Source organism: Salipiger bermudensis (assembly GCF_020171625.1).
Lineage (GTDB): Bacteria > Pseudomonadota > Alphaproteobacteria > Rhodobacterales > Rhodobacteraceae > Salipiger > Salipiger bermudensis_B.
In genome coordinates, this window is record NZ_JAIUZY010000028.1 from 1 (window position 1) to 11,201 (window position 11,201).

Sequence of the window (11,201 nt, forward strand, 5' to 3'; positions counted from 1 at the left end):
TTGTAGTCAGACCAGTTGGTGGTGCGGTAGCGGGCGGGCTCGGGCTTGCTCATGCCGCCCGTCTAACTGCATGGATTCGTAATGTGAATCCTTCATGGCGAGAGTTCTGCAACAACGCCCTACCGAAATGCGCTTGAGTTCAGGCCAGCAATTCGAAGGATCGACTGCAAGAACGCAATAAGGGTAATCTCTCCAACGGTCCACGAGTACCTCACGTAACGCATTGGACGCAAAATTCTCAACGGGAATCGGCGTCCCAAGAACTATTCCTGCACTTAGCGCCGCTTCGTATGCCAGCTCGGCATTGTAAAACCCTTCATTCCCGAAAAGCATGAATGTATCATAAGGCTTCATGTATGCGGACATGGGAGTGTAAGACGATAAAGAACCTTGTGCCATCACGTCATCAGGCGAATATTCATCAATAAAATCAATTCTATAAACAGCATACTCACTTTCAGAGAGTCCCTCTATGAAGTCTCCAATCATCGTTTCCGTGACGCCCTCAACGGGATCGACGTAAACAACACGAGGGCTTCCGCTGGATGCACGCATGATCCCGACGCTGGCCCATTCGCTGCCTTCTGATTTCATGATAAGTTCATCAAAATCGCTTAGTCCGTTTCTAAATATCAAGTCGTCTGGGTGCCAATCCCACGCAGTTTCGGCCATTTCATTAATCGTATTTAAATCGTCAGCCAACGCCGAACTGCTCATAAACGCAAGCAACGCAGAAGCAAGAAAGCATAAGTAATTTTTCATGTCACTGTCGCCTCATATATTGTTTTGATTATCTTACACAACTGACCACCCAATGCTAGATTTGGGCTCGAAGCGGTCATGCGGCGGCGCAGCACGAGGCAGGCGCATGGTTGCCTCAGGTGCGCCATCGCTCCCGACCGAAACCGGACATTGGCTAGGATCACCATTGCCGCAGCGCAGCTTCCCAGTTGCGGATCTTCTTGTCACCGCGCAGTATAATCCAAGGCTCTGAGGTCCGTACCGCGGGCGATGATACCGTTCACTGCAAGCACGGCAGGAGACTGATTTACTGTCAGCGCGAAGGAAGCTGCAGCGGGCGCCATGCCCGCGACAGCCGCTATGCAGAATACCGAGGGCCGGGAAAGCCCTTTTTTCGACAGTCCGGTCCACCTGGCTGAGCGAAGGTTTGACACAACGCGCGGGGCGAGGAACCAGGGCGTTGCACGCCGGGGCAATCGCTGCATGACCCCAGGCTTGCCGGACAGGATCACCGGTGCCCAGCATCACGGCACTGGACAGAGGCATTCTCCGAGCGCACGCCTTCAGAAATTGCCTGGCGCGCATTGCAGGCAGACCAGGCCTTCGCCGCGCCAGGCGTCGACGACCGAGCTGCGGTCGTCGATGACCAGCCAGGGGTCGAAGCCATCGTCGCGCATCTCCTTCAGCGCACGACGCTTGACCTCGGGGTCTGTGGCGGCGTCCTGATCCTCGGCCCGCAGGTAGATGCCGTCGAATGGCAGGTCATGCTTGCGCAGCCAAGCGACGGTTTGCTCGGCCCAGCCTTTCGGCCGGCCCGAGCAGATCAGGATCGTTTCGCCGCTCGCCTTGAGCCGGTGCATCAGCCTGGCAATCGGGGCGATCAGCGGTGCGTCGGCCATGGCTGCGTGGAAGTCATCCCAATGCTTTTCCACGCCATGCACAAGGTGGCCAAGGCGGTCGGCGTCAAATTCGGCCAGCGTTCCGTCGACATCGAACACCACGCAGGGGATCGGGGCTGTGTTCGTCATAGGGGGGGCTCCGTCAGGTCAGGCCCCGCCGCCGTCCGGAACAGGAGCGGGGTTGCATTTGGAGGGCGCGTGCCCGCATCGCCCGTCGTCCACAAGACGCGCGCAGCGCGGATAACGCCCGAATGGCAGATCAGGACAGGCAGCGCGTCGGGGTGTTCGGCGCAGATCCCGAGAATCGCGGCCTCAACCCGCCGAAGCATGTCCGCCCAGGATTCGCCTTGGTCCGGGGTGTCTTCGCGGTCGGGCTGTCGGGCCAAGGGGCGCCCTTCGAAGACGCCCCAGTCCCGTTCGCGCAGGCCGGGGTGCACCCGCACCTGCCGTCCCGGCAGGGCAAGCCGCGCGGTCTCAAGGGCCCGGTTCAGGGGGCTTGCGTAGACGGCGATGTCGTCCGGCCAGGGCCGCCCGGCCAGCGCGCGGGCCTGATCCCGGCCCTGTGCAGTCAGCGGCACGTCAGTGATGCCGGCAATGATCCCGCCTGCATTCGCCGTCGTTTCGCCGTGCCGGACCAGGCAGAAGTCACGCGCGGGACGCGTGCGGCCAATCACAGATCTCTTCACAGGCGCACCCGGTCGTGGAAGAACACCTCGACCTCCAGATCCTCTGCCAGGTACTCCTCCGGGCGGGTGCAGAACGCCGGCGCAAAACGCCTCGCGCCAAGACGCCGGAGCATCTTCAGCTGGTCGCGCAGGGGCGGATGCACGTTCCAGCGCTGGAAATGTCCGCCCGGAACGCTGCAGATGCCGCGTGCATGGGCGGTCATGTGGCCGGTGAAGATGACATGCGCATCGCGGCCCAGGCGGCCACTTTCGTTCCAAGCCCGGACATAGCCCCAAGCGGCGCCGCCATCGGCGTTCGGGGTGTCGCAGATCAGGAACCGCGCCTGTTCCATCGGGCCGCGATCCAGCAGCGGCGCCACATCCCGGGCCTCGGGGCAGACCGCCCCGCTGTCCAGTGCGATCCGCAGCGCCGACTTGCATTCGGGATCCAGCATCACGCTTTCGCAGCCGTGATGCCGCATCAGGTACAGGGCCATCTCTCCAGCCCTTCCGGACGGCGGCACCGGCAAGAGCACCTGCCCTTCCATTTGGGCCAGCAGCGCGTCAAGGGCCGCGAAGCGCGCCGACTGGGGTACGTCGTCCAGATGGTAGGAGCAATCGAGCACGGCCGTTGCCGCAGGCGGCGGCACATCGAAGGAGAACCAGTCGGATTCCTCCGACCAGTCGCCGGAATAGAAGAACCCGTCGCCCAGGTCGAAATGGAACCAGACGCCGCCCAGGGCATGGCCATTGCGCCCGGTGGTCAGGGTCACGCCGTTGATCACCACCTGCCCCTGCTCGGGCAGCAGGTTGACCCGGGCCGCCGGCGGCAGGGCCTTGGCCGTCTGCGCGGTGGCATAGATCGGCAACCCGGCCTCGACCGCGTAGGAGGCGCCGCCGATGTGGTCGATGTGGTCATGGCTGATGAAGACGGCCTCGGCGCCGTCCAGCCAGGCCGGATTGAATTGGGCGTTGGCCTCGGGGCCAAAGCCACAATCAAGCAGCCAGATCCGCCCGTCGACCATCAGCTGGATGCAAGCGGGGCCTTTGTCCCCGATGCCTGAAAGTAGTCTTACGCTCTGCATCAGTCCTCCGCGAAGGCCCAGGGGCTGGTGATCGCGAGACCCAGCTGCGCGCCGATCTCGAACCGGGCCCGCGTTTCCACGAAGAGCCGCGAGCCACAGGTCGTCAGTGCCTCGAGCAGGTATTTCCCTCCCATGTAGGTGATCCGCGAAACCGTGCCGCGCAGGTCGCCAGTCTCGGCGATGCTGAGGTTCTCGGGGCGCAGGCAGACGTGGCTGACAGGCACACGGCCACGGTCCGGTTCCGCCTGCACGGTCACCCGGGCGCCCAGCACCTCGGCCTCCAGCGCCGCGCCGCGGGTCGCGACAGACTGGATTGGCAGGACCGTGCCGCGCCCGACGAATTCCGCGACGAAGCGGTTCTTCGGTCGCTCGTAAAGCGCCTGCGGCGTGTCGAATTGCCGGATGCGGCCCTGATCCATCACCGCGATCCGGTCGGCCATGGCCATGGCTTCGGACTGGTCGTGGGTGACATAGACCATGGTGGCGCCGGTGCGCTGGTGGAAGTCGGTGAATACCCCCTGCATCGAGGCGCGCAGCGCCACGTCGAGGTTGGCCAGAGGCTCGTCCAGCAGCACGGCGCAGGGATCGGAGACCAGGCACCGTGCCAGCGCCACGCGCTGCCGCTGGCCTCCCGAGAGGTCCGAGGGCATGCGGTCCGCGTAGGCCTCAAGCCCGGTCGAGGCGAGCGCCGCCCCCGCCTGACGCGCGATGTCGGCCTTGGGCAGGCCGCGGATCTCCAGCGGGTAGGATACGTTACGGCGCACGTTCATGTGTGGCCACAGCGCGTAGGACTGGAATACGAAGCCGATATTGCGGTCTTCGGGGGGCAGGTTTGCCCCGGTGTCGGCATTCGCCACCAGACGCCCGCCGATCCGCAGGCGACCGCTTGTCGGGGCCTCGAAACCGGCAAGGATACGCAGCAAGGTCGTCTTGCCGCAGCCGGAGGGGCCCAGCAGGGCGATAAACTCGCCATCCTCGAACCAGGTGGTGATGTCATGCAGCGCGGGCGTGCCCGCGAATGTCTTGCCGACGGAAGACAGATCTATGTCTGCCACGGGACGACTCCTTTTGGAAAACGGTGCGACAACAGTTGGACCAGGCCCATCAGCGCCATGACGACGAGGACGATGGCCATGGCCAAGGCGCTGGCCATGCCCGCTTCTCCGCTGTCATTGAGGTTGAAGATCACCACGCCAAGGGTCTCCGTCCCCGAGGACCAGAGCAGCGCCGAGACGGTGAGCTCGTTGAAGGCGGTCAGGAAGACAAGGATCGCGCCCGCCGCCGCGGCCGGGGCAGACAGCGGCAGGATCACGTCGCGCAGCCGGCGGCGCAGCGAGGCACCGACCGATTGCGCGGCCTCGTCCATTGCCGGGTCAAGCAGCTTCAGGCTGGCCTGAACGGGGCGGAACATGACCGCGAAGAACCGGCCCATGTAGGCCAGGAAGATGATCCAGATCGTGCCGTACAGCGTGGCGTCGGTGAAGGGCAAGTTGATCAGCAGCAGGATCATCGCGATGGAGAGCACCACGCCGGGCAATGCATAGGGCAGATCGAGCAGGCTGTCGAAAAGCCGCGCCAGGCGCGTCCGGCGCCGTTCCATGAGCCAGGCCAGCGGCAGGCAAATCAGCATCAGCGCCAGCGCGGCGCCCGCGGCCAGCCCGAAGGAGTTCGCGAAGGCCCGCGTCGTCACCGGCTGGCGGAACAGCACCTCATGCCACTTGTCCAGCGTAAGCGTGTCCAGGCGCAGCGGCACCCCGTAAGCCGGCACCAGCGATGCTGCCAGAAGGCCGAACATCGGCAGGACCAGAATCGCGAAGACGACGGCCCAGAGGGCGATTTCAACGGGCAGACGTGCCGCGCCCAGCGGCAGGGCCAGCGGGCGCGAGGTGCTACCGACCAGGTGCAGCTTCTGCCGCCCTTGGAAATGGCGTTGCAGCAGGATCCCCGTCACGGCCACGGCCCCGATCAGCATCGCCAGCACCGAAACCTCGGCCAGCACGGTGGTGCCCATGCCTGCAAGCTTCTGGTAAACCAGCGTCGGCAGGGTCGAATAGCCTGCGGGAATGCCCAGCATGGCCGGAATGCCGAAATTGCCCAGGGCCGTCACGAAGGTGATCGCGGTCCCCGCCGCAAGGCTTGGCAGCGTGAGGGGCAGCACCACCTGCCACCAGGTCCGCAGCCCCCGGGCGCCGCTGATACGGGCGGCCTCGACCACGTCCTGCGGGATGGAGCGCAGACCCGCGCGCAGGGTCAGGAAGATGATCGACATGTGCTGGATGCCCAGCAGCAGGATGATGCCTTCAGGCGAATAGAGCGGCTGCGGCGATCCCAGCGGCGGCGCGATGCCGAGCGTCTTCAGCAGCACCGACGACGGCCCCATGATCTGGATCCAGGACAGCGCGGTGATCTGGGGCGGGATCATCATCGGGATCATCAGGCAGAAGACCAGAGCCGCCTTGGCCCGCAGATCGGTCAGCGCCACGAGAAAGGCAAAGGCCGCGCCCAGCACCAGCGACACCACGGTGCCAAGCCCTGCGGTGACGATCGAATGCTTCAGCGCGCTGAGGGTGGAGGGCTGTGCCAGGACGTCGCGCATCAGATCGAGGCTTGGCCGCCCCTGATCGGTGACGCCCTCGAAGAACAGGCGCACCACGGGCGCCAGCGTCAGGCAGAGCGCGATGATCAGGATTGACGAAAGCAGCCGAGCCTCGGCTCGGCTGCTTCCTGTTTGCAAGGCGATCCCCATCACTCGGCGCCGAAGAGCTCTGCGAATTTGCCCTTGTTGGCCTCGGAGTTCTCCAGCGCCTCGGCCGGGTCGAAGGCCATCAGCTTGATGTCTTCGCGGGCCGGGAAGCCCTCGGGCACACCGATGCCGTCACGCGCGGGGATGTAGCCCATGTCGAGGACCAGCTCCTGGCCTTCCGCACTCAGCAAGAAATCGACGAACTTCTGCGCGCCCTCCATGTTCTTGGCGGAGGACATGATCGCGACCGGCTCGGTCACGTAGGACACGCCTTCCTCGGGGAAGACGAACTCGACCGGCGAGCCTTCGGCCTTGTTGCGGATGGTGAGGAAGTCCACGACCATGCCATAGGGCTTTTCGCCCGAGGCGACGGCCTGGAAGGTGCCGCCGTTGCCGCCCTGCGCGCGGGCCTCGTTCTCGGCCAGGGTGGCGTAGTAGTCCCAGCCCAGGGATTCGTCGCCGGTCAGGGTGGCCAGGTGGATCAGCGCGGCGCCGGAATAGAGCGGCGACGGCATGGCGATCATGCCCTTCATCGCGGGATCGGCCAGGTCGCTCCACGAGGTCGGCACCGTTTCGACGCCGGTGTTGTAGACGATGCCGGTGGTGATCAGCTTGGTGGAGTAGTAGTACCCTTCGGGCGAATAAAGGGCCGCGTCGTAGGCATCGGCTTCGGGCGACTGGTAGGCGGCCAGCAGGCCTTCCTGCGCCATGCCTTCCAGCGTGACGGTATCGGCGATCAGCAGCACGTCGGGCTGCGGGTTGCCGGCTTCGATCTCGGCCCGCAGGCGCGCCATAAGCTGGGTCGTACCATCACGGACCCATTCGACCTCGGTGCCGGGGTTGGCGGCCATGAAGGCGTCGACGGTCTGCTGGGCATCCGCATTGGGCTGGGAGGTGTAAAGCGTGATGGTCTCGGCCATGGCGGTGCCGGCCATGAGCGCGAAAACGGCGGAGGTGAGGGCGAATTTCATGGGGCTGCTCCCGGGTTAAGGCTTTCGAACGAAAGCTGCATTCGGGCCCTTATCCGCGTACTCATCAACAGTTTTGTAACCAGGGCGTTAAATATTTATTTATATTGCAGCACTTGCCGGTCCTCCGTACGCTTTCCCTCGATCAACTTATTTTCGAAGGAAAGTTTCCGTGAGGCTGGATTTGCATGGACGCCGCGACGCCATCCTCGCGCTTCTGGCGGAGAACGTGTCGCTCTCGGCCGCCGACCTGTCCGCGCGTCTGGGGGTTTCCGTCCAGACCCTTCGGGCCGATCTGCGCGACCTTGACGAAGCCGCCCTGGTGCAGCGCCGCAATGGCCGCGCCCAGCTGCGTCAGCAAAGCGAGAACATCGGATACCTGCCGCGCGAGGGGATTGCCCGCAAGGAAAAGCAACGCATCGCCCTGGCGGTCAAGAACCTGATCCCCGACGGTGCCCGCGTGGCGCTTGGCACCGGCACGACGGTCGAGCAATGCGCGAGGTTCCTGACGTCTCACAGGGACCTGTTCGTGGTCTCGAACAGCATTCACGCGGTTTGCGCCCTGCAGAACGCTCCCGGTATCGCGGTCGAACTGGCCGGCGGAACGGTGCGCATGCGCGACCTCGACATGATCGGCGTCGCCGCGCACCAGTTCTTCTCGAGATACCGTGTGGATTATGCCGTGTTCAGCTGCGGGGGGGTGTCTGACCTAGGGGGAGTGATGGACTATAACTCGGACGAAATCGCTGTGCGCAAAGCCATTGCGGGCTGCGGCAAGCAGAGCGTCCTGGTGGTGGACAGCACCAAGATGGGGGCGGATCTTGCCTGTCAGATGGGCCACATCCGCGACTTCGACGTGGTCGTCACCGGCGCGCGGTTGGCGCCGGCTTTGCTGCGAGACTGCAGGCAAGCAGTATGCCGGGTTATCGAAGTGTGAACGTAGTGCGGCCGCGACGACCTCTCGTCTCCGTGGCGTAAATCTTACTTCAGCTCTGCTAGGGAAGAACCATGTCGCGTGGCGGTCGCGCTCATCCATTCGGACTCCGCAAGGTGCATTTGCCTGAGGGCCCCGTACTCGTTGCATCATATGGCTGCAGTCAACTTTCCTCTGGGGGCGGGCGGACCCGCTATCGTGATCCTAGGATAAAGCCCGCATCCCGGCCCTCCTGTCGATCTAGCTGATATTGGTCTTGATTTTCGCCTGAACGTCCGCTTCCACGGTGTGGTCGGGATGCCTTCGCGACCGCGGCTAACGGCAGCTTTCCGCCCGTGGTGTCGATCGAGCGGGCTTCGGTCTTGCTCCTCGCTCGAATGTCCGCTTCGGCGGTGCGGCAGGGGTGCCGAAGCGACCGCGGCGAACGACCGCTCTCCGCCCCTGATGTCGATCGAGCGGGTTCCGGCCTTGGTTCTCGCTTGAATGGCCGCTTCCGCGGTGCGGCCGAGGTGCCTTCGCGACCGCGGCGAAAGTCCGGTATCCGCCCCGTGTACGCCGCGATCTGCGTCGTTGGCATCCGGCGTCCATCGCAACTCCTGCCTGGCGAACGGTTGCATCTTGCAGTCTCAGCCGCCCATCAGGCCACTTCGCAAGAAACGCATAGGGCGTCGGGTTTACCATCGAGCGAGTTTGTTCCCACAATGGCTACAAACTGCCCGATCTTCAAACCTCCGGACTTTCCTCGCTCATCAACTCGCCCGTCGTTGGCGACTTGGGTGGTCGACTTGTTGCGGCCGCAACGACAGCGGCACTGCGCGCAACTAGAGCGAGATCTGGTCGCAATCGTAATTGCACCTCGGCTGATAGCTCGCGGGGGCGTGGCAACTTTCTTCTCTCGATGTCCTGCTCATCACCTTGTGAGAACATGTCCGACATCGTCGCGCCGGCCCCGAGAACGTGACGCCGATGGCCCCTGAAGAGCTCATGTGAAGAAAATTCAGTCGATATTTTTTCGCATTTTCAGGGGGTTGACTCCATTTTGGTAAGGGCCTTGAAGGCCGGGCGCATTTTCTGTTTTGGATTTTCAGCGGATTCGCGGACCCTCCCCTTGTGCAAGGTCGGCGGTCCCTGAGGGCCAAGTCCTGCGCAAAAGAAAACGCGCACCCTGGGGTGCGCGCCTGGAAGTTGGGGCAAAGATCGCCCGTGTATCACTTGCCAAGCTAGAGGCCGAAAACGGCCCGAGCAAGCGCGGTCTGAGCTCCTGGATGAAAAGATGATTACCCCGGAAGCGCCTCGTTTCCGGGAACGGAGACGGCATGTCGAATTACGAAGACTGGTTGCAGGACCAACCGGCGCCCAAGAAGGAACAGCCCGCCCTAGTGGTGGCACCGATCCACGGGGTGCTCCCCTATGCAGGTGCTCTTAATCCTCTGACCCGCAGCGACACGGTCAAGCGGGTGTCGACAGCTTTGGCAACGCCGATGACGGGCGGCATCCGGCAGCTTTACCATTTTGATGGCGAGTCCGAATACGCCGTCGCTCTGGATGCCCTTCGCAGCCCCGAACTCTATGGACTGGAAGTGCAGCTTGCCCCTGTTTACTACTATTGCCGTCGCCAGAAGGGAGTGTACCCCCATCACTTCGACTTGCGGCTGACCTTTCGGGACGGTTACCGGCGCGCGGTCTTCGTCCGCAACGCGACGAGCTTGGCGAGGCGCGAAACCCAGGACGAAATCGACGACATCTTCGCTGCGGTCACCGAGGACTTTGCTGACGACTGCATGGTCGTCTGCACCGATGACTACACGCGCGCCTATCGCGACAACCTTCGCCGTATCTGGGACTATCTGCAGGTGTCGGACGATGACGCGGATGAGCTCGTCGAGGATGCCGCACGCAATACCAGCTATTGGTATCTGAGCGACCTGATCGCGAATTGCGACATGGAGCCGTGGCGCTGCTACCAGGCGGCGATGCGGCTCATCGGTCAGAATGTGCTCTGGACGGACATGCATGGGGTCATTGATTACCCCTCCCGGGTCGCGCTGAACGCATGACCTCGCAACCGCTCTACAACATCCCCAAAGGATCCATCCTGAAGCTGGATGGTCGCGAACTGACGGTGTCGGTTCGCGAGGAGAGCGGTTATGCGGTGGAATGCAAGGAAACCGGCGAGTGTTTCACGCTGCCGCTTGAGCGGGTTGAGACTGCAATCCGACACCGGGATTGCGAGGTCATCAAGCCGGCCGATGTTGAAAAGCGGAAGGCTCTGCTCAAGCATACCGACGGCCTCGAGTGCGTTGATCAGCTTTCGGAAAAAGACCAGCGGATTGTCCAGGCGCGCCTAGCTCTTGTTATCGCCCAAGACGAGCTGCGCGCCGAGGGCGTGAAGCTCACCCAGCGCAGCATGAACAAGAGCGGTACACATCGCCGTCTTCTATTGACCCGAGCGGAACAGATCGCGCCTGGGCACAATTTTCTCGGGACACGCCGCGGCGGGAAGCTCGCAAGCGGCTTTGATGTCCCGCAAGGGCGGACCCTGACCAGCTACCGCGACGTCTACCATCGCTTCGATCAGAACCCAGTTGTCTTGGCGGATCGTGACCGTATGAAGGGGCGTCGGGAGCCAAGGCTCTGCGAATGGCAAGAGCGGTTCATCGACTACGTCCTAAACCGTTGGCATGATCCTAAGAAGCCAAAATTGGCATCTGTTTACAAGCTGGCGACAAAAGTATTCCACCGCTCTCCCCGAGAGATGGCGCAAGACATCAACTTTCCCTCGATCACGACGATCCGCACGCGTGCGAAGGCGATTTCCGATGTCGTCACCGTGCTCGGTCGCGGTGGGACGCGACACGGGGCCAACACCAAGGGAGCTGGGTCGACTGACGTGCGCGCCTTGGCGTTTGGTGAGAAGTTCGAATGGGACCAGTGCCTGCTGTCGATTTTTACCTCCGGCGATGGTGTTGTACGTGCTGAGGTCATCGATCCCAGGGAAGCTCCGCAGGAGCTTGCTGACAATGAGATCCGCCGCTGCTGGCTCCATGTGAATAGCCCCGTGTATCGTGGACGCCTTCTTTGCTAATTTTGAGGCGAGGAGGCCATGATGAGCAGCACCAAGTTCAGCGACGATTTCAAGAGAGACGCCGTCGCGCAGATCACCGAG

At 63.0% G+C, this 11,201-nt stretch carries 10 protein-coding genes; 3 read left to right on the top strand and 7 right to left on the bottom strand.

Annotated elements, in window-relative coordinates; translation table 11 throughout:
- Nucleotides 1–6: 6 nt before the first annotated feature.
- The 7 genes from LCM15_RS22435 to LCM15_RS22465 all read right to left on the bottom strand — a co-directional run bounded on the left by LCM15_RS22435 (nucleotide 7) and on the right by LCM15_RS22465 (nucleotide 7,104).
- On the bottom strand, nucleotides 7–762 hold the full coding sequence (locus LCM15_RS22435; protein WP_224860046.1) for a peptidoglycan peptidase: 756 nt from the start codon (nucleotides 760–762) through the stop codon (nucleotides 7–9).
- 542 nt (nucleotides 763–1,304) lie between these two features.
- Entirely contained in the window at nucleotides 1,305–1,769 is a 465-nt protein-coding gene (locus LCM15_RS22440) for an HAD family acid phosphatase (RefSeq protein ID WP_224860047.1), read from the bottom strand.
- Complete coding sequence (locus tag LCM15_RS22445) at nucleotides 1,766–2,314, bottom strand: histidine phosphatase family protein (RefSeq protein WP_224860048.1); 549 nt, start codon at nucleotides 2,312–2,314, stop codon at nucleotides 1,766–1,768. The genes LCM15_RS22440 and LCM15_RS22445 overlap by 4 nt, the downstream gene beginning before the upstream one ends.
- 8 nt (nucleotides 2,315–2,322) lie before the next feature.
- On the bottom strand, nucleotides 2,323–3,330 hold the full coding sequence (locus LCM15_RS22450; RefSeq protein ID WP_412103314.1) for an MBL fold metallo-hydrolase: 1,008 nt from the start codon (nucleotides 3,328–3,330) through the stop codon (nucleotides 2,323–2,325).
- A gap of 59 nt (nucleotides 3,331–3,389) precedes the next feature.
- Entirely contained in the window at nucleotides 3,390–4,445 is a 1,056-nt protein-coding gene (locus tag LCM15_RS22455) for an ABC transporter ATP-binding protein (RefSeq protein ID WP_224860050.1), read from the bottom strand.
- Complete coding sequence (locus LCM15_RS22460; RefSeq protein ID WP_224860051.1) at nucleotides 4,433–6,136, bottom strand: ABC transporter permease; 1,704 nt, start codon at nucleotides 6,134–6,136, stop codon at nucleotides 4,433–4,435. The genes LCM15_RS22455 and LCM15_RS22460 overlap by 13 nt, the downstream gene beginning before the upstream one ends.
- Nucleotides 6,136–7,104 carry an ABC transporter substrate-binding protein gene (locus LCM15_RS22465; RefSeq protein WP_224860052.1) on the bottom strand — a complete coding sequence of 323 codons (969 nt, stop codon included), beginning with the start codon at nucleotides 7,102–7,104 and terminating at the stop codon, nucleotides 6,136–6,138. The genes LCM15_RS22460 and LCM15_RS22465 overlap by 1 nt, the downstream gene beginning before the upstream one ends.
- Nucleotides 7,105–7,273: 169 nt before the next feature.
- Here LCM15_RS22465 and LCM15_RS22470 point away from each other — a divergent pair, with 169 nt between their 5' ends.
- The 3 genes from LCM15_RS22470 (at nucleotide 7,274) to LCM15_RS22480 (ending at nucleotide 11,120) form a co-directional block, all read left to right on the top strand.
- Nucleotides 7,274–8,038: a DeoR/GlpR family DNA-binding transcription regulator gene (locus LCM15_RS22470; protein ID WP_224860053.1), complete on the top strand. Its 765-nt coding sequence runs from the start codon at nucleotides 7,274–7,276 to the stop codon at nucleotides 8,036–8,038.
- A gap of 1,313 nt (nucleotides 8,039–9,351) precedes the next feature.
- Nucleotides 9,352–10,092 carry a hypothetical protein gene (locus LCM15_RS22475; RefSeq protein WP_224860054.1) on the top strand — a complete coding sequence of 247 codons (741 nt, stop codon included), beginning with the start codon at nucleotides 9,352–9,354 and terminating at the stop codon, nucleotides 10,090–10,092.
- Nucleotides 10,089–11,120, top strand: a complete 1,032-nt coding sequence (locus tag LCM15_RS22480) for a hypothetical protein (RefSeq protein ID WP_224860055.1) — start codon at nucleotides 10,089–10,091, stop codon at nucleotides 11,118–11,120. Before LCM15_RS22475 ends, LCM15_RS22480 begins: the two co-directional genes overlap by 4 nt.
- The last annotated feature ends 81 nt before the right edge of the window (nucleotides 11,121–11,201 follow it).

Coding starts and splice junctions, on each gene's coding strand:
- LCM15_RS22435 (WP_224860046.1), bottom strand. CDS start 762: ATGAAAAATTACTTATGCTTTCTTGCTTCTGCGTTGCTTGCGTTTATG.
- LCM15_RS22440 (WP_224860047.1), bottom strand. CDS start 1,769: ATGACGAACACAGCCCCGATCCCCTGCGTGGTGTTCGATGTCGACGGA.
- LCM15_RS22450 (WP_412103314.1), bottom strand. CDS start 3,330: ATGGTCGACGGGCGGATCTGGCTGCTTGATTGTGGCTTTGGCCCCGAG.
- LCM15_RS22460 (WP_224860051.1), bottom strand. CDS start 6,136: ATGGGGATCGCCTTGCAAACAGGAAGCAGCCGAGCCGAGGCTCGGCTG.
- LCM15_RS22465 (WP_224860052.1), bottom strand. CDS start 7,104: ATGAAATTCGCCCTCACCTCCGCCGTTTTCGCGCTCATGGCCGGCACC.
- LCM15_RS22475 (WP_224860054.1), top strand. CDS start 9,352: ATGTCGAATTACGAAGACTGGTTGCAGGACCAACCGGCGCCCAAGAAG.
- LCM15_RS22480 (WP_224860055.1), top strand. CDS start 10,089: ATGACCTCGCAACCGCTCTACAACATCCCCAAAGGATCCATCCTGAAG.